The sequence below is a fragment of the Gemmatimonadota bacterium genome, assembly GCA_016714015.1.
In the GTDB taxonomy this organism is placed as follows: Bacteria; Gemmatimonadota; Gemmatimonadetes; order Gemmatimonadales; family Gemmatimonadaceae; genus Pseudogemmatithrix.
Window position 1 is genome coordinate 1,102,855 of record JADJNZ010000001.1, and the last position, 19,560, is coordinate 1,122,414.

Annotated in this window: 5 protein-coding genes; 1 reads left to right on the forward strand and 4 read right to left on the reverse strand. The window is 72.2% G+C overall.

Features of this window, described 5'->3' with window-relative positions; genetic code table 11:
- Window positions 1-4: 4 nt before the first annotated feature.
- Window positions 5-3,136: a fused MFS/spermidine synthase gene (locus tag IPJ78_04720; GenBank protein ID MBK7905850.1), complete on the forward strand. Its 3,132-nt coding sequence runs from the start codon at window positions 5-7 to the stop codon at window positions 3,134-3,136.
- On the opposite strand, the gene IPJ78_04725 is transcribed toward IPJ78_04720, so the two are convergent.
- The 4 genes from IPJ78_04725 to IPJ78_04740 are packed head-to-tail and all read right to left on the reverse strand — an operon-like array spanning window position 3,133 to window position 19,434.
- Window positions 3,133-5,910, reverse strand: coding sequence for an Ig-like domain-containing protein (locus tag IPJ78_04725; GenBank protein MBK7905851.1), 2,778 nt, complete (start codon window positions 5,908-5,910; stop codon window positions 3,133-3,135). The two genes, IPJ78_04720 and IPJ78_04725, sit on opposite strands and share 4 nt — an antisense overlap.
- Window positions 5,910-7,583, reverse strand: a complete 1,674-nt coding sequence (locus IPJ78_04730) for a hypothetical protein (GenBank protein MBK7905852.1) — start codon at window positions 7,581-7,583, stop codon at window positions 5,910-5,912. The genes IPJ78_04725 and IPJ78_04730 overlap by 1 nt, the downstream gene beginning before the upstream one ends.
- Window positions 7,580-9,556 (reverse strand): hypothetical protein, encoded by a 1,977-nt coding sequence (locus IPJ78_04735; GenBank protein ID MBK7905853.1) that lies wholly within the window; start codon window positions 9,554-9,556, stop codon window positions 7,580-7,582. The genes IPJ78_04730 and IPJ78_04735 overlap by 4 nt, the downstream gene beginning before the upstream one ends.
- Window positions 9,553-19,434, reverse strand: a complete 9,882-nt coding sequence (locus IPJ78_04740) for a hypothetical protein (GenBank protein MBK7905854.1) — start codon at window positions 19,432-19,434, stop codon at window positions 9,553-9,555. Before IPJ78_04740 ends, IPJ78_04735 begins: the two co-directional genes overlap by 4 nt.
- Between the last annotated feature and the right edge of the window lie 126 nt (window positions 19,435-19,560).

Sequence of the window (19,560 nt, forward strand, 5' to 3'; positions counted from 1 at the left end):
GCGGGTGACCTTCCTCCTCACGCTGATCTTCGTCCTGTCGGGTGCGGCAGGACTCATGTACGAGTCGATCTGGAGCCGGTACCTCGGGCTCCTCGTCGGGCACAGCGCCTACGCCCAGGTGATCGTGCTCGTGATCTTCCTCGGCGGCATGTCCATCGGCGCGACGGTCGCCGCGCGGCGGTCGGAGCGGGTGCAGGAGCCGCTCCTCTGGTACGCCGGCGTCGAGCTCGCGGTCGGGCTCATCGGGCTCGTCTTCCACGACCTCTTCGGCGCGGTGAGCGCGCTGGCGTACGACGTGATCTTCCCGGCACTGGCCGGCGGCACGCTGCTCGTGGTGGTGAAGTGGACCATCGCGGCGCTGCTCATCCTGCCGCAGTCGGTGCTGCTCGGCGCGACCTTCCCGCTCATGAGCGCGGGCCTGCTGCGCCGCGTGGCGCGAGGGCGACCGGACGCGAACGCCGCGAGCGGGCGCGTGATCGGGGTGCTCTACTTCGCCAACTCGATCGGCGCGGCGGTGGGCGTGCTGGTGGCGGGGTTCTGGCTGATCGAGGCGTTGGGGCTCCCGGGCACGCTGCTGACGGCGGCGGTGATCAACGTCCTGGTCGCGGTGACGACCTATGTGGTGCTGCGCGGCGCGGAGGGCGAGGAGGACGACGAGATCGAAGCGCTGATGGAGTCGATGCTGCTCGGCGGAGGCGACTCCGGCGCGATGGACGAGACGCCGCCTCCCGCCGCGCTGGCGACGACGGAGCCGACCGACGGAGCGCTGCGCGACGACCGCGCACGCGTCTGGCAGCTGCTCCTCTGGGTGAGCTTCGGCACTGCCGTCGCGTCGTTCATCTACGAGATCGCGTGGATCCGGATGCTCTCGCTCGTGCTCGGGAGCGCGACGCATGCGTTCGAGCTGATGCTCTCGGCGTTCATCCTCGGCCTCGCGCTCGGCGCCTTCTGGATCCGCGGCCGGGCCGACCGCGTGCAGGACCCGATCCGCCTCCTCGGCATGGTGCAGCTCGCGATGGGCGCGCTCGCGATCGCGACGCTCGTCGTGTACGGCAGCGCGTTCGACTGGATGGCGGGGCTCACGCAGGCGGTGGACGAGAACGACCAGGGCTATCGGCTCTACAACCTGGCGCGCTACGGCATCGCGCTCGCGGTGATGCTGCCGCCGACCTTCTGCGCCGGCATCACGCTCCCGCTCATCACGCGGACGCTCCTCGGCGCGGGTCATGGCGAGCGCGCGATCGGCGCGGTGTACGCCTGGAACACGTTGGGGTCCATCCTTGGCGTCGCGCTCGCGTCGCTCTGGCTCATGCCGCTGCTCGGGCTCCGGGTGCTGCTCATCACGGGCGGCGCGGTGGACCTCGCGCTGGGGGCGTGGCTGCTCTGGCATCGCGTGCGTCGCGACCCGCTCGCCCGGCCGACGGCGTGGGCGGGGACCGGCGCGGCGCTGGCGGTGGTGATCGGCGCGCTCGCGGGGCGGCCGTTCGACGAGGGGATCCTCTCGAGCGGCGTGTTCCGCTACGGCACCGTGCCGGAGCGGGGCACGCGGACCATCCTCTTCTATGAGGACGGCCGCACGGCGAGCGTGAGCGTGCGGATGGGGAGCGACAGCGGCTACTCGCTCGCGACGAACGGCAAGCCGGACGCGTCGATCTCGGCCTACTGGTTCGCCGAGCCACCGACGGCCGATTCGCTGCGCCTGCCGCTGGGCGGCGACGAGTCGACGCAGATCCTCCTGCCGCTGGTGACGCTGGCCTATGCGCCGCAGGCGCGGCAGGCGGCGGTGATCGGGTTCGGGTCGGGGCTCTCGTCGCACATCCTGCTCGGCAGCGAGACGCTCGACGACCTGGTGACGATCGACATCGAGCCGCAGATGATCGAGGCGTCGAAGCTCTTCAAGCCGGTGAACCTCCGGGCGTACGACGACCCGCGATCGCACTTCGTGCACGACGACGCCAAGAGCTTCTTCGCGGCGAGCGACCGGAAGTTCGACCTGATCCTCTCGGAGCCGTCGAACCCGTGGGTGAGCGGCGTCTCGGGGCTCTTCACCGACGAGTTCTATGGTCGCGTGAGCGGGTATCTCACGCCGGACGGCGTGTTCGGGCAGTGGTTGCACCTGTACGAGATCGACGACCACCTCGTGCTCACCGTGCTCGCTGCGCTGCACCGGAACTTCAAGTCGTACGCGGTGCACCTGACCAACGACGTCGACATCCTCGTGGTGGCCTCCAACGCCGACCGGCTCCCGACGCCGGACTGGTCGGTGGCGACCTTCCCCGACATCGCGCTCGACCTCGCCCGGTTCGATCCGCTCACGCCCACCTCGCTCGACGCGACGTTGCTCCTCACGCGCGACGAGCTGCGCCCCCTGCTCGACTCGTTCCCCGGCGCGAACAGCGACTTCTACCCGGTGCTCGACCTCGGCGCGGAGCGCACGCGCTTCCTCAAGGAATCGGCGTTCGGGTTCCTCGGGCTCTCGAACGCGCGGTTCGACGTGGCGGCGGCGCTCGGCGGCCGTCGGGTGGCGCTCGCGCCGGCGACGCGCCCGTCGGTGCTGATCCCGCGCATCGAGGCGCAGGCGCTCAGCGCACGCGTACGGGGACCCGAGCGGCTCTACGCGACCGACTCGCTGATCGAGAACCGCGGCTTCCAACGCGCGCGCACGCATGAGGCGCAACTGGAGATGTGGATCGCGTCCGGCCGCGCGCCGACGGACTGGTATCTCTGGTTCACCGACATGATGACGGCCGAGGCGGACCGGCATGCGGGGACGATGGGGAGCGTGGACTCGGCCTGGTACGCGCGGGTGGAGCGCTACATGGTGGAGCAGCGCGGTCCGCGCGCGGGACTCTCGGCGCTGCGGTTCCAGCGCTCGGCGGCATCGTACGACTGGCCGATGGCGGCGCGGGAGCTCGACCTGCAGATCGCCGAGCGCGCGGCGGGGCGGCAGTGGCTGAACGTCGAGACGTTCTACGACATGGCGATCGTGACGGCGCTGCGCACGGGGCGCGTGGCGGTGGCGCGGTCACTGCTCGCGCGGATGCCCTCGGCGACGGACCGCTCGGCGGACGACCTGCGCGTGCAGTTGCTGGATGGGCACGTGAAGGCAGCCGAGCGGGCGTCGGTCCGACGCTAAGGGTCGACGATGCGGACGGGGACGCGTCGATCGATCGTCGTGCCGTCGCCCAGCCGGCCGTCGGTGTTCTGCCCCCAGCAGTAGAGCCCGGCCTCGTTGATCGCGAGACAGCCGTGCGCCCCGCCACTCGTGACGCGGTCGTGGTAGCCGGTGGCGAACGTCACGTTGACCGGCGTGCTGCGCGACGTGGTCGTGCCATCACCCAACTGTCCCTCGGTGTTGCGGCCCCAGCAGTACAGCTCGTTGGCGGAGATCACGCAGACGTGCTCGGCGCCGGCGCCTACCTGCGCCTTGCCGAAGGGGGTGAGCGGACTGCCACCGGCGAGTGGTTGCGGGAGGGGAGCGACGTCCGACGTCTTCAGGCAGGCGTACACGACCCCGAGGTTGCACACGTCGCGCACGACGGAAGCCGGCAGTCCCAGCTGGCCGGACGCGTCGCTTCCCCAGCAGGAGAGGCGCCCGGCCGTGGCGACGCTGAAGTACGGCGCGCCGCACACGAAGTCATCGCCCCCGGCGTGGAACGCATTCGCGGGTGCGGGACTCTGCGCGGAGTACTGGGGCATGTAGTTCGAACCGCTGGACCCGAAGCCGAACTCGCCGAAATCGTTGCGGCCCCAGCAGACGCGCGCGCCGGAGTAGACGGCGCAGGTGTTATCGCCGAACGCCGAGATATCGGAGATGTAGCCGAAAGGCGAGAGCAGCGTGTTGCGCAGTGGCGTCGGCGAGCTGGCGACCATCCCCGGATACTGTCCCAGCTGGCCGGCCCCGTTCCGGCCCCAGCAATGGACCTGCGGCAGGGGCGAGCCGTTGCTGAACTGGAAGTTGGCGCTGCACGCGTGCGCACGTCCGGCGCTGATGCGCGAGATCGGGATGCCGATCGAGACCGCCTGCGAGGAGCATGGTGCTGCGCCGCAGGTCTCGCTGCTGGCGCCACCCAGCTGTCCGAACTCGTTGTCACCCCAGCAGTAGCCTGAGCTCGCGCCGGCGGCGCAGGTGAAGCCGTCTCCCGCATCGAGCGACTGGAATCCCAGCGAATCGAACGGCACGCGGGTGGGCACGGACACGCTCGCGACCGAGAGCGGGAGGCCGAGCTGTCCCTTCGAATTGCTACCCCAACAGTAGACCTCGGTCCCGCCGCCGCCGTAGTCGGAGTACGAGATCCCGCAGGTGTGGTCGGCGCCGGCGGTGAGATCGAGCCAAGCGCGCGGCGCGACCTGACTGTAGACCAGCGTGTCCGCGAAGGCGCCCGAGCGTACCTCGAGTCGGATCTTCCGCCGCCCGGAGGTGCCGTAGTACGGCGGCGCGAAGCCGATCGAATCACCGCTCGGGACCAGCGGGACGAACTGGAAGTCGGTGCCGTTGCCGAGCTGCGTCCACTGGAACGTCACGTTCGTGACCGGATTGCCGAGCGCGTCGACCGCGCGCGCGTGGAGCACGAGCGTATCGCGGTACGGCGCGAACATCATCGCCGTGTCGGGCGAGGCGATCACCGCGGCGATCGGCCCGCTCGGCAGCGGCATGGCGACGAGCACCAAGACGGTGTCCTCGACCGTGTCGAAGGGTCGGTCGACGATCGCGCGGACCGTGGTCGTGCCGTTGGCGACGGGCGACGCGAGGCCGGTGGGCGAGACCGTCACGATCGTCGTGTCGTCGCTGACCCATCGGTACGGCGCGCCGGGGATGGGATACCCGTTCTGGTCACGCACGGTGGCGGTGAGCTGGACCGTGGAGTCCTGATGCGCGATCGATGCCGCTCCGGGCGCGGCCTCGACGGACGCGGGGAGCTGCGTGACCGTGACCTCCGCCGAGTCGATGACGCCGAAGACGCTCGCACGCACGTACGCGACGCCGACGGCGCGCGCGATGACGAGCCCGGTCGAATCGAGCGAGACGATGCTCGTGTCCGCGATCGACCAGGTGATGGGCAGGCCGGGCACGGCCGAGGCCATCGAGTCACGGCCGACCGCCGTGAACTGCATCGAGTCGCCGATGGCGTAGAACGCCGCGGCGGGCGGCGAGATGCTGATGCTCGTGATCGAGGCCCCGATGGTGATCGTCCGCGTGAGCGAGTCGGCGCGACCCCAGGCGTCGGTGACGCGGTGCGTGACGGTGTGGTTCCCGGGCGTTCCGAACGTGAAGGTGGGCGAGAGTCCGCTCGCCGTGCGTCCGTCGCCCAGTCGCCAGTCGCGCGCGGCGATCGAATCACCATCGGTGTCGGAGGCGAGCGAGGTGAATGTGACCGTGACGCCGACCAACGGCGTCGCGGGCGCCCAGTCGAAGGCGGGCAAGGGTGCGTGATTGGGGACGTCGCTCAGCAGGAGGTCGTACGGCAGGGAATCGCCCGGCGCGCCGCAGCAGAGTCGCACCGACGCGAGCAGCCGCCCCGAGGGCGGCATCCGCAGGTTGCCGTCGATCTCGCGCACGATCGGCGCGCCGGTGGAATCATCGAAGAGCCGCAGCTCGACGCTGTCGGCACTCGGTGCGTCGAGCCAGGCTCGATAGAGCGAGTCCGGCGCGCCGACGAGGCGGTAGAAGTCGCGATCCTCGATGCTGTCCGCGACGCGCCGACACGAGAGACCGCGCAACGTGCCGGGCTGGACCTGCAATGCCGCGCCGGGCGTGTCATTGTCCTCCAGCACGTCATCGGGCGCGCACTTGAGCGCCGCCTGATCCTCGATGGGCAGAGCGACGGGCAACTCGAGACAGGCGGTGACGCCGGCGAGCACCAGCGCAGCGACGAAGAGGAGGCGTGGACGAGGGACGTGGCGCCGCATCAGAAGCTCCGCATGATGCCGAGGGAGACCAGCGCTTCGCGGTAGGTCACGCTGCCGGAGAATCTTGCGATCCTGGCGCGCGCGACGGCGCTGCCGATCGCGCCGAGCTTGAGTCGCAGGTCACCCGCCACCTGGAGCTGGTCGCCGATGAGCGACTGTCCGCCGCTCACCGCGAGCGAGCCGCTGGCCCGCCCTTCGCGCGGCCGCCAACCGAGCGTCGCGCTGGCGGTGGTCAGACGCTCGAGTCGTGCGGTGTCGCTCGCGGTCACGAGCGCGGGCGAGACGGCGAGGGTGAGACCGTCCCGCACGAGCCACTCCCATTGCACCGCGGCATTGAACGAGCGCGCCCCGTAGGGCGCGAGGATACCGGCTTCGGTCTCATTCTCCTGCCACGACGCGCTCACGCCGACCGCGTGCGCGCTGCCGAGCGCTAGGCGCGGCGAGATGCTCATCGCGCGCGCGACGTTGACGAGGCCGAAGGTGTCGACGACGGCACGACGTTCGAGCTTGTTGAGCATCGCACTGAGGTTCACCGACCAGGGTCCGTCCGCGAAATTCAGCGCCGCGGTGCCGGTGCCGCGCCAGGTCTCGCCGGCGCCCGTCGCGAGCACGCCATCGGTGCGCACACCGCCGCCGACGAGCCCGTTCACGCGTCCGCGCGCGAGCGAGAAGCTCGTCGAGCCTTCCAGCTGCTGCCAGTCGGAAGGGAGGGTCGGCACGCCGAGCGAGACGTATCCCGGACCGATGCGCTCGGCCCGCAGTCGCACGGCGCCCCACGGCGCCGGTGCGGCGACCTCGGTATGCCAGGCGACATCACCGCGCGTTCCCGACCGCACGGTGAAGAGCTTGTCGAGGAGCGCGGCAATGCCGCCGAACTCCTCCTTGAAGCTGAAGGGCAGCGAGTCGTTGCGGGTATCGTAGTTGTGGAGCGAGGCACGCGCGCCGGCTTCGAGGCGCCAACCCGGGCGGAACTCGGTGAAGAGGTCGATGCCGCCGATGACGTTCGCCTGCGGTGCGGGCGCGACCGTGTCGCCCAGCGCCGGTTCGCGATCGGAGGCCCAGAGACCGGTGAAGGTGATCGAGTTCCGTGCCGAGCCGATGGTGAGCGCACCGGCACCGATCGCCCGATGCAGCGGCTTCACGCGCGGCGCGGCGAGGCGCGCGTCGACGGTGCCGAAGCCGAGCGGATCGACGAACGCGACGTCGTCGGCGCGTCCGCCATGGAGCCGCAGCGTGACGAGCCCCCGCTGGAGGCGCACCCCGGCGCCGCGGATGACGGTCCCTTCGAGCATGGTGGCGCCGAGGGAGGGTGCATGGTCGCCGACCCACGCTTCGCCCGTGGTCCAGCGCGGATTGAGCGCATACCGATTGAGCGAGCGCGCGGCGAACTGCGTCTCGGAGTCCCAGGTGAGGTTGGCGCCGATCTGGATGCCCCACAGATCGAACACGGGCGAGAGCGACATGCGGCCCACGGCGCCGGGCCGGCGCGCTTCGCGGCCGCTCACCGTGTAGCCCTCGGCGCTCACGTCGGCGGTGCCGCTCACGCGTTGCGCGTGCAACGTGCGCGGCAACGCGCTCGACAGCGTGCCCGCCAGTGCGCCCGTCAATGCGAGCGTCATGGCGATCGTCCTGGCGCGCGTGACGGCGTTGGAGGTGCGATGCGTGCGTGTCATCGTGGCGCGGCCTCCGCTGCGATGGAGCGCAGTCCGTCGCGCGCACCCGAGCCCACCGCGCGCACGCGGTACCAGGCGCCGGCCTTGCCTGTGCTGTCCACGAACGCGTTGGTCGTCGCCGCGCCGACCTCGGTGTACTCGCCGTTGCGCGCGGTGGCGCGTTCCACGCGATACCGCACGGCGCCGCTGAGCGCGTCCCAGCGGACTGCGACGCCGGTGCCGCGCAGGGTCGCGATCACATTCGCCGGCGCCGCGAGCATCGGGCCGGCGTCGACCGCCAGCGTGGCCGAGCGCGCGGGACTCGCGTTCCCCGCGCTGTCGCGCGCGACGATCGTGTACTGCCGCGCGCCAGGGCCGACGGTGAAGTCGTCGTACGACGCGCGCTCACTCGCCGCGAAGGTGACGAGGAGGGAGTCCGCCGTGCCGGTCCGGCGACGCAACTCGTAGCGAGCAACGTCGGCGCTCGCGCTGGCGCCCCAGGTGATCAGCGCGCGGCCGGCCAGGCGTTCGGCGCGCAGCGACGCGGGCGCGGCGGGCGGCACGCGGTCGGGGATCGCGACCTCGACGTCGAGCGGCGCGCTCGCGTTGCCGGTGGAGTCGAGCGCGACGAGATGATAGCGCAGGATTCGCACGCCGCGGAGTCCGCCGCCATCGGTGCCACGGTCGACGAGCACGGTGTCGAGCGCGAGCGGACGCGTGATCCGCGACCAGCCTTCGCCGGCGGCCTTGTCGCCGCGTTGACGGGTGACGATGTACTCGCGCAGGTCGGCCGCACGCGCCTTGGACCAGCGGAGTCGCACCGCGCTGTCGGCGAGGACCGTGGCGGTGAGCGTGCCCGGAAGCACGGGCCCGGTGCGGTCCGGCACCGTGATCGGCGCGGCGTTGCCGCGCACGCTCTCGTTGCCGGCGCTGTCGACGACACTGAGACGATACACCCACTGCCCCTTCTCGAGCGTCGAGGTGTCCTGCCAGACGAGCTGCTCGACCGGGAGCGGACGGCCGGTGACGCGCGCGCCGGAGTTCTTCTCGTCGCGGGCGCGATAGACGTGATAGCCCGCGGCGTCGGGCTCGGGCGCAGCCGACCAGCGCAGGTGCACGCGGTCGAGCGTGTCGAGCGAGGCGCGCGGATCGAGCACCGGGCGCGGCGGCGAACGGTCGAACGCCTCGTAGCGCACCACCGGCGAGAGCGGGCCCGGCACTCCGCCCACGCCGAGCGCGCGCACCGCCACCTGCCAGACGATACCCTCGTGCGCCAGCGGGAACGACGTGGCGATGGTGTCGGTCTCCTCGCTCTGCGCCACCGGCCGCACCGACAGCCGTCGCCAAGTGGTATCGGTACTGCTCCGCCCCTCGACCAGCCAGGCGATGGCGTCACTGGCGACGATGCGGAACGTCACGTTCACCGACGTCGGGACATGCGACACCTTGGCGATCGTCGGCGCGCGCAGGCGCTCCGGTTCCGACGGCGCCGGCACGTCGAACACCGCGCTCTCGCCGCCGACGACGCGCACGCGATGGCGCGCCGGTCCGGCGCCCACCCGCGGATCGCGGAGCGACCGGCCGAGCGCGGTCGCGAGGTCGCCATCGAAGAGCGAGGCGAGGCCCGCCGCGCCTGCGTCGGTGCGCAACCGCAGCCAGAGCAGCGCCTCGGTCTCCGCATTGAAGCGTCGCATCAGATCCGGCAGCTTGTCGCCGAGTCGTGTGACCAGTTCCTCACGAGTGCTCGCCGCGCGCACGGTGTCGCCGATCGCGCGCCACTCGGCACCGACCTGACGTTCGAGCAGCAGCGCGCGCCCGGCCGGGATCGGCGCCAGGAAGTAGACGGCGAGCGTGTCGCCGCGGCGCACGGCGTGTACCGACGGCCTTTCCTGTGCCCCGAGCGCGGTCGGCGAAGCCGCGCTCGCGGCCGCGCACGCCAACACGCCGGCGAGCGCCGATGCCGCACCGACGATGCGTCGCATGCGCGCGCTCATCTGACCTCCGGCGGCGTCACAGCGCGCGGGATGGTGGGCGAGTTCCGCACGCCGTTCGGCACCGCATTCGGCACCGTGGGCGCTCTGGTCGGCGCGGTCGGCGGCCGCACCGCCGGCGCGAGGATGGGCGAGAACGAAGGCCCGGGCGGCGTGTAGCCGGGAACGTTCGGTGCCGCCGCGGCGCCGGCGGCGATCCCGCTCAAGTCGGGCGGAGGCCGCACCGGGATCGAACGGATCGGCCCGCGGCCGCCCGCGTACGAGACGGCGCGAATATGCAGCCACGTCGTGTCACCGGGCGAGAGGTCGGCAGCGGGGATCCTCACCGTGTCCGAGCCCCACGGGGTCGGCGTGAAGGCGCCGAACACGGCCTCCGCATTCGGCGAACGCGAGATCACCCACTCAAACATTCGCAGGCCCGACGGCGCGTGCTCGACGGCCGTGAGCTGCACGAGCGCGCTCTGGTCGGGGCCGAACGCGTACGCGCGCAGCGTCGGCGGGACGGGCCCGCGCGCGTCCACGCGCAGCGCGTTCGGCAGCGTGTACTCGGGTGAGAGCAACCCGGACACGCCCCGCACGCGCACGCGGATCCAGTGGTCGACGTCCTGCGCGAGCGCGAGGCCGCGGAGCATCAGCACGGCGGTGTTCCCGCCCGTCCGCACATAGGGTGCGGCGCTGAAGGCGCGCACCTGCTCGCCAGTGCGCGTGGTGCCGATCGCCACTTCGATGGCGGCGAAGTAGCCGAAGCCGATCCCGTCGACGGTGATGTCCAGCGCGGTCGGGTCCGCCGTGAAATGGACGCGCACGTCGGCCGCGGCCGCCATCACATTCTCGAAGCGCGTCACGTTCTCGTTGCCGATCCGTCCGGCCGGCATTGCCAGCGGCAAGGGCTCAAGGAGGATGTAGTCGAGGCTCGCCGTCGGGCGCTGCGGGATCTGGTCCGGCGCCTGCGTGAGCGAGGGGGTCGATGCGAGGTTCTGGATGGGGTTCTGCGGCAGCGGCACGTCGAGCGTGGCGCGGCGATCGACCGAGGCGCCTGCGACGGAGTGCGCGCGCACCGCCACGCCATAGGAGCGCGCGGTCTCCTCGGCCGTCTCGCGTGCCGTGAGCGTGTTCACGCCCGCCGCGCGCCCGATGTACTGCGGGATCCGCGTCGCGTCGCGGCTCATCACCGCGTTGCTCCCGCCGAGTCCGTTGGGGTGCGTCGCGTCCCAGCGCAGCTCGCTGCGGGTCACGCCGTCGTGCGCCTGGCTCGTGACGCGGAGCGCCGAGAGCGCAGGCGGCTCGAGGTCGAGCATCAACTCGTCGCGCCGTACGAGCCACGCGGCCGGCGCGCCCGGACGCGCGCGCGCCTCGTCGTACAGCGCGGCCACGTGTCCCGTCATCTCGAGACGGGCCGCGTACAGCTCGGCCACCGCGTCGGTGAGCACCCGGCGGTAGCGGACCATGGTGTCGCGCTGCGCGATCATCACGGGCGCGAGGGCGCGCGCCTCGAGGGGTGCACCGGTCCGCACGGCGTTCAGTCCACGCTGCGGCAACGTGCGCCAGAGTTCTTCCCACGTGCTCGCGACGACGTCGAGGAAGCGATCGTCGCGCCCAGGGATCGTGTCGAGACGAATGAGCGCCTGGCGGAACGTGTTGTGGTCCTCCAGTGCCGTCTCACCCTGCATCTCCGGACTGAGCGCGGCGAGCGCGTACACAGTCAGACGGCGCCGCAGCGCGGCCCCGATCAGGGAGCTGTAGCTCATGCGACCGGCCGCGAGCTCCTGTCGCCAGCCCTCGCGGAGCTTGTCGCGCGCACCGATAGATCGCGTCGACATCCCGAGCGAGCGGTTGTTCGCCCAGAAACTCGCGCGGTCACCGACGGCGAGGCGCTCCGCCTGCCATTGCTCGAGCAGCTCGGCGGCGGCGGCGTAGAGGAGCGTCGTCGTTCGCAGTCCCCCGCCCTCGAGGGCCGCGTCGATGGAGTCGAGCGCGGCCTCCGCCTGCGCGAGCATCGCGGCGACATCGTCGAGTGAGAGTGCGGCGAGACGGCCGGCTGTCGCCGCGGATACGGTCGCGTCGTAGGCCGCCGCATCGAGCGTCAGTCGCAACGGGAGTCCCGGCGTGCGCGTGGCCGTGACCGGCGAACCGCCCACGACCTCGCCGATCACCACCTCGGAGGCGTCGTCGAGCACGATGGACAAGCGTTCGAGCACGGTCGCAGCCGCCGACCCGCTCAGATCCGCCACACCCTCGAAGGTGTCGCGACTGAGGTTCACGTCCGAGGCACGCGGCCGCCGCGGATCACCGATCACCGAATCGTGCACCCAGCGCCGGTACTCGCTCGGCGAGTTCGCGTTCCCGATTCGGGCATCGAGCGCGGCCGGCAGTGCGACCCGCTCCTCTGACGCGAGCACGTCGCGGAAGATGTCGTCGCGCTGGTCTTCCGAGAGATTGAGCAGCGCGAACGCCGCCGCGTTCAACGTCGCATCGTCGAGCAGGAAGGCCTCGAGTGCGAGTTCCTCGCGCAACGCGCTCGCGGCCGCGTCGGTCGCGCGCTTGAGGCGCCGCGACCCGCCGCGCATCTCCGCGATCTGCTTGTCGAGATTCTTGTCACGCCCGAAGCCGGCGTCGAAGTCACCATGGTCGAAGCTCGCATGCACGGCGGCGCGCTCCGTGATGCCCGCCACGCGCACCTTGCCCACGCCGCTGAAGCCGAGGTAGATGCCGTGGTCGAGGACGAGCGCACCCTTGAGCCGGGCGCTCGCCTCGACCGAGAGGATCTCCACGCTCGCCCGCACCTCGCCGTAGATGCCGAACTTGGGGCGCGAGGCGTCGAGGAACACACCGACCATCACCGAGGAGTTGATCTCGACCGGTCCGTACTCGAAGCCCGATCCGATGCCCACTTCGGCGAAGAAGCCGTCCTGCGACGCCATCAGATCACCGTAGGCGTTGAACGCCACCACGTCGAGCGCGGCGTGCGCGTCGATCGCCCAGGTGAAGCGCCCGTTCCTGCGGCTCAGCAGGAAGTCGAGGCTCGCGTTGCCATCGACGCCGGGGAAGTCCACGGTCGCCTCGCCGCGGCCGAGCACCGTCCAGCCGTCACCGTAGCGGACCTCCAGCATCACGCCCGCCGCGAGGTTGTCGTCCATCCCCAACAGCACGCCGCGCGCGTCGATGCGCGTGTACGCGGACGTCACCTGCAGGAACGCCTTGCCCTGGATCGCGTACGCGCCGCCCGCGCCGATCAGACCGGCGTCGGCGTAGAGGAAGGTCGCGAACCCGAGCGTGCGTCCCGGCCCCGGAAGTTCCGGCGGCTCGCCGACGAGGCGCAGGCCGATGCCCTCGACCACGTCGAGCACGAACTGGATGTCCTCGCCGGTGGGGTTGATGTAGAGGCCACCCCCGATGCCGGCGAGGCTGATGAGCGGCGGCAGCAGCGGGATGTTCGCCGCGGCCGCGACGAAGAGCCCCGCGCCGAGATCTCCGTCGCGATTGGAGAAGAAGCCCGCCGCGCCGAAGCCGGTGCTGCCGATGATCGTCGCCGATCCCCCGGCGCTGAGGCGCATGCCGTCGTTGCCGTTGACGTAGCGCATCGACAACTGCACGTCCGCCGAGCCGGCGAGCGACAGCGCGGCCCGGATCACGCCGATCGACTTGTCGCCGTTGGCGAGCCGGTAGATGAGCACTTCCTCGACGCTGCCCTCGAAGAACTCGAACCCGAGCGTCATGCCCGCATTGCGGATGCGGACGAACTCCGCCGCCTGCACCGTGGTGGTCTGCGAGTTCGCGCTCCCCGCTGCGCCCGCCGACGTGAGCGTGAGCGCAGTGTTGGTGCCGCTCTCGAACGCGCCGATCCGGAAGGTCGCGATGCCCTCGAGCAGCGAGAGCTCGTGCGGGCCGGCGCCGAGCCCGCCCGGCGTGACGCCGTCGAGTCCGATGCGCAGTCCCTCGAGCGCGAGCGTGCCGCTCACGCCAGGCACGTCGAGGGACGCCTGACCGGCGAACTCGAAGCCGAACGAGTTGCCGGCCGAGACACCGCCGAACCCGGTGAGCGCGTACCGGAACAGCCCGAGGTCGAGCGTCGGCAGGTCGCCCGCGAACGTGGCATTCCATTCGACCCCGTCGCCATCGATCCGCAGCCCGGGCGCCGTGGTCGGATGCGCCGGATCGCCGAAGACGATCGCGCGGTCGGTGTCGTTCATCAGGTAGAGCGCGGCTGCCGCGGTGATGCTCGCGTTCGCCGGTGCGCGCAGGTCGAGCGAGATCCCCAGCCCGAGCAGGTCGAAGGTCGCGACGTCGCCGAACTCGATCTCGGTGCTCGCGTTGTCGCCGATCCGCAGCCCGGTGCCGAAGGCCAGCGCGGGGAGCTCGAGCGTCGCGTTCCAGCCGGCGCCCTGTGGTCGCACGTCGATCGTGAACGCCGTCGCGCCCGCATTGAACGGGGCGGGCAACGTGAGCGACCCACCGATGTCGGCGCGCATGCGGCCGGCCTGCGCGCCGAATGCGAGCGACCCGAGCGAGAGCTTGCCCCCGAGCAGCGACGCCGGCCGCGCGAACGTCACCGAGCCGCCCTCGAGCGCGCCGGTCGAGCGGAACACGAGCCCGCTCACCGTGAGACCGGCCTCGCCCGCGAGCGTCATCCCGCCGTCCACCGTCACCGCGAGCGCACCCGATGCGTACGTCGCGACGACGCGCGAGGTGCGCAGCGTCACCAGGTCGTCGAAGAGTCCGATCGTCTGCGGCAGCGCGTTGCTCGCCGTCGCGCTGATGCCGTCGGTCGCGATGCGCAGCTGCTCGAGATCGATCGCGACGGCGTCACCGCTGAGCGCGGGGAAGCGCACCGCGCCCTTCACCACGAGCGCGAAGCTGCCCGCGGTCGCTCGCACCGTGAGGCCCTCGAGCAGATCGGGTGTGAGCACCGCACTGCCGAGCGTCATCTCGGGCAGCGCCTGCGCGGTGCCGGTCACGAGCCACGCGCCGCTGCCCACGTTCCAGGTCGCGGAGACGGGGATCGTCGTGGGCGTCGCGCCCGCACCGCCGAGCAGCGCGACCGCCTCGAGCCGCGCACAGAGCGTGCGCGCCGTGAGGTCGGCCTCGATGCCGAGCAGCTTCACCGTGAGCGCGCCGCTCGCATACGCCTGCGTCGCGATCGGTGCGCCGCCCGCCGCGCAGGTGCCGTTGCGGACCGTCCCGCTCAACCCGGACGCGGTGAGCGAGAGGTCGACGGCCGGCAGCGTGATCTCCGGCAGACCCGGCAGTTGGGGCGCGGACACGCTGGCACGCAGCCCGAACGCGCCGTTCACACGACCGAACGAGAGCCCGCGCAGCTGGAACGGCAACCGCGCTCCCGGGATCGCGACCGCGGCGGGCAAGGTCGCCGCCAGCGACCCGCCGCTCACCTGGCCCGCCTGATCGATCGTGAGCGAACCCTGCATCGCGACCGAGAGGCCGCCGAGCGCGGGCACGATCACGTCGATCGTGGCATTGCCGGTGTTGATGCTGAGCGCACCGTTCGCACCGGCCGACGTCGCGACGATCTGCTGTCCGTTCGCACGGAGCCGCACGTACGCGATGTCGAAGCTCGGCAGTGCGAGCGAGTCGGGCACCACCGCGACGGCACCGACGATGTTCACGCCGGTGGAGTCGATCCATGCGCGGCGCGCGGCGTTGGGCGCGGTCCCGTCGAACAGGTCCACGCGACCGCGGAGCACGCCGCCGGCGTCGGCATCGAACCGGAAATCGGCGCCCAGCCGCGCATCGAGTCCGGGCGCGTTGAGCGCCGGCATCGCGACCGCGGACTGACCGGCGACCGCGGCCGAGAGCCCGGTCGCGTCGAGCAGCGGATCGACCAGCGGGAGCGTCACGAGTCCGCTCGTTGCCACGCGCCAACCGGCGTTGTCGAGCGCGAGCGGCAACGTGCCGGTCACGCGCGCGCTGCCGCCGGTGACCGCGAGCGTCGCACCGCCGAGTCGCAGTTGGTCGAACAGGATCCGCGCCGGCGTGCCGACCACGGTGCCTTCGCCGCTGAACGTCGCACCATCGGCGTCGAAGACCGCCCGCGGCACGGTCACCGCGACGACGCCATTCCCGCTGGCGAGCCGCCAGGTGAAGGGCGTCGTGATCTCGAACCGCCCCGCCGAGAGCCGGCCGCGACCGAGGTCGTAGCTCGCGTCCGCACTCGCCGCAGGCGAGCCCGCCCCCGCGCTCGCGAGCCGCGCCTCGGCGCGGCCGGTCCAGCGCACGGTGTCGGGCGTCACGTCCACACGGCCGGCACCGAGCGTGAGTTGCAGCGCACCCGCCGCGGCCGTCGCACCGAGCGTGACGGTCTCGCCACCGGTGAGCAGTCCCGTCGCCGGCGCGAGCGCGAGCGGCGCGACCAGCGGCCACTCGGCCGCGCTCGCGCTGACCGGCGCGTTGCGCACGACCGCCGCCGTCACGCGCGCGCCGAACGCCGACGCGCCGCCATTGCATGCGGGCACCAGCGGCGCGACGGCCGTGAGGCTGAGCTCCGCGCCACCCTGCCGGTGCGTCACGGCGCGCGCGAGCGGACGCGCTTCGGCGGTGCCGCAGACGGTCGAGTCGGCGCGCCAGGTGATCCGTGCGCCGAACCACTCGGTAGCGAGTGCGGCGGTGCGTGCGAAGCGCAGTTGCAGGTCGCCGCTCACGCTCGCCGGCCGCGCGGTCGCGATCGCACTCCAGCTGGTCCGGAACGCCGGCAGGTCCCAGCTCGTCGCGCGCGCGCTCACGCCCTCGGTGAGCGTCGAGACCGCCGAGTCGGCACCGGTGCGCGTGGCGGCGAAGGCGACCTCGCGTTCGTCCAGCAGTGCGCTCGCGATCGGCACGCGCATCGCGCTCCCGTCGCGCAGCGGCAGCATCAGCTGGCCCGCACCGACGAATCGGAAGGCAAAGCCGTTCGCCGCGCTCCATACGAGCCGCGAGACCTGCAGCGAGTCGAGCCGCACCACGCCGGGCGCCGCGGCCGCTCCGGAGGGGACGGGGTCGGCGGCGAGCACCGTCGCCGCGCCTTCGCCCCCCGTCGGCATGCGCAACCGCAGACGATGCGCCAGGCCGAGTGCGCGCAGCTCGCCCGTGACGATCAGGTCGCGAGTCGACGGTCCGCCGGAGAGCGGGATGCGCACGGAGCCGGAGACGCGCGTGGCCTGCAGTGTGACCGCGCCACCCGCGACGAGTGCCTGCGGCGGAGCGGCGGCATCCGCCACGTCGAACGCCCCCGAGGCGATGCTCGACTCGTTCACCGCGAACGCGACCGACCCGCCCATCGGCCGGCCGTGGACGATCGGCGTGGCATGCAGCGTGCCCGCCGGCGCGAGCGGGTCACCGCGCACGACGAGCGAGTCGACCTCCGCCGGCAATGCGGCGAGCGGCACACGGCGGGCCGTGTCGCGGGCGACGAACGCGACGCGCAACGTGCCGGCCGAGAGCCGCTGACTGCGCGTGTCGTAGCGCACGCTGTCGGCGCGCGCTGTTCCCGTGACGCCACCGGCGAGCGTGAACGGCAGCGTGGCCGCGATCGGCGTGAAGGCGAGCGTCCGCTCGTCCACTCGACGCACCGTCACCAGCGCGCGGCCCGCGCCGTCGCGCAGTGCGACCGCGCCTCCGGGCACACGAATGGTGAACGGGATCTCGGGCGCGAGCGGAGCGCGCGCGGTGTCGGGGGCCGTGGCCGCCGTGAGCGTGCGCTCGATCGTCGAGACGCTGCCGGTCAATGCGATCGTGTCGGCCGCCATGACGCCGGTGACGGCGCCGCTCACGGCAACGATCGCCACCGTGCTGCCGTTCGGCTTGCGCACGACGCACTGACCGTCGACCCGCGCCGTGTCGAAAGGCCAGTCGAGACGCGTGGTGGTGAGCAGGCCTCGCGGCGCGGGGACCGTCACGCCTTGCACACAGGCGGAGGTACTGGCCACGGCACCGACGCCACCGAGGGTCGCGCGCCATGGCGCGCCGTCACCCCAGGCCAGCGTGGTCGCGGGCCAGCGCACCAGCGTCGGTCGCACGCGCGCACTGCCCGAGACGAGGGCCGCCATGCCCAGCACCGTCCCATCGCGCTCGATCGCCGGGAGTTCGAGCCCTGACGCGGTGATCATCACCGAATCGAGCGCCATCACCCGCAGGGCGACGCTGGGCAGCTCGACGTCGGCGCGCGCGGGCGCGCGGACGCTCCATCCCTCATTCGCGCGCCATCCGACCTGCGCGCGCGCGACCGTCCGCAGTCGCACGCGCAACGCGCCGAAGCGGAGCGACGGATCGCGACCCGTGAGCGCGGTGGTGAACGCGCTGAGGCCTTCGGCCCGCGTGAAACGGCCGGTCAGTTGCAGTTCCGCCAGGCCGCTCGTGAACGGCATCGTCTCGCGGAGGCCGAGCTGCAGATCCGCCTGGGTGATCGCGGTACCGCTCACGCGAAAGCGTCCGCGCGCGGACGTGAGCGCCACGGGAGCGCGCGAGGCGGGCGCGGAGCTGCAGAGCAGGTCGACCGTGGCGGTGGCCGAGTCGAGCGTGACCATCGGCGCGCACGGTGCCGGCTCGCCGAAGAGCTCCACCGCGCGCTCGTACTGCACGGTGGCACCGACCCGTGCGAGCGTCACCTTGCGGACGAGGACGGCGGCGGTGTCGTTGCCGATGCGCGCCAGCGCGGCGCCTGCCGGCGCGGTGGCGCCGAGCAACGGACCGTTGCGCGCCGTCGTGCCGGTCGCGGGGATGTCGATCCCGCCCACACGGATCACGCCGGCGAACTGCAGGCTCCCGTCCGGCGCGCGCCGCAGCCGACGGATGCGCGCGTCGCCCGCGACGGGAAGATCGACGGTCGCATCGAGCTCACCGCCGATCACGCGGGGGCTCGCGCCCGTGCGCGCGATCACGAGGTCCCGCGCCATCGCGGTGATCTCGCGAGGGGCGCCCGCGCCGATGGTGAGGCGGAGCGGGACCGGACCGCTCACGACCAACCGGTCCACGTCACCCCCGATCACGCGCACCCCGCGGAGCGACGCGATCTCCGCGATGCCGGCGACGACCTCGACGGCCCCGAGCGACGCCGCCGCCGCGGGATCGCGCGACACGAAGCGCTGGATCCGGCTCCGCCCGCCGTTCACGCCGTATGGCTTCCCATCCGCGTCGTACGCCGTCACCTGCCAGGCGTAGGTCATCCCGTCGCGCAGCGGGAGCGCCGAGAGCGGATAGACGTACTGGGCGCGCCCTTCGACCTCGGCCTCGTGCCACGCGAGTCCTCCGAGCGCCTCCGCCGGCAGGCGGCCGGCGGGAAGCTCCGCGATCCTGAGGCGATAGCGGAGCCGACTCGTCGCGTCGACCTGCGTCGCCGGTGTCCAGACGAAGGTCGGCATCGCGGTGGTGATCGTCGCGACATCCGATGGCAGGAGCAGCACCGGCGGCTGTGGGGCTTCGACGACCGTCGTGGCGCAGCGTTCGGCGGTGACCGCAGCGCCGTCGACGAAGACGGTGGCGCAGAAGCGATAGCGGTCGGGCGGGAGCGCGCCACCGCGTGTGGCGAGGAGCTCCCACGTCCGCGGCAGCACCAGCGTCGGGTCATCGACGAGTGCGCGCGTGGTGTTGGAGAAGATGTGCGTCCCGGGCCCGGTCGCCGCGCGGGGCACGCTGGAGGCGCTCGCGCTCAACCCGCCACTCGCGCTCAGCCGGGACCGCACCTCGAAGTTCGCGAGGCCGGTACCGGTGTAGGTGACGACCATCGTGAGATAGCCGGCCTGGGTCGCGAGCAGGTCGACGCGCGACGGCAGGGTCGGCGCGAGGACGAGCGAGAGGTCCCACGTTCCGGCCTGGGCCGGCGCGAGGGACGACGTGGCGGACAGGAGGCCCACGGCGGCAGCCCCGAGCCTGGCGATCCGTGACAGCACCCTCATCGGGCCCGCTTCAGGAAGACCTCCGACTCGCGTCGCGGAGCAGGTATCTGCATCATATTGAAGCGCCAAGATGGGCGGCGGTCGACACGGCGCCGTCACGACCCGCGTCAACCCGTTGCCCTACAA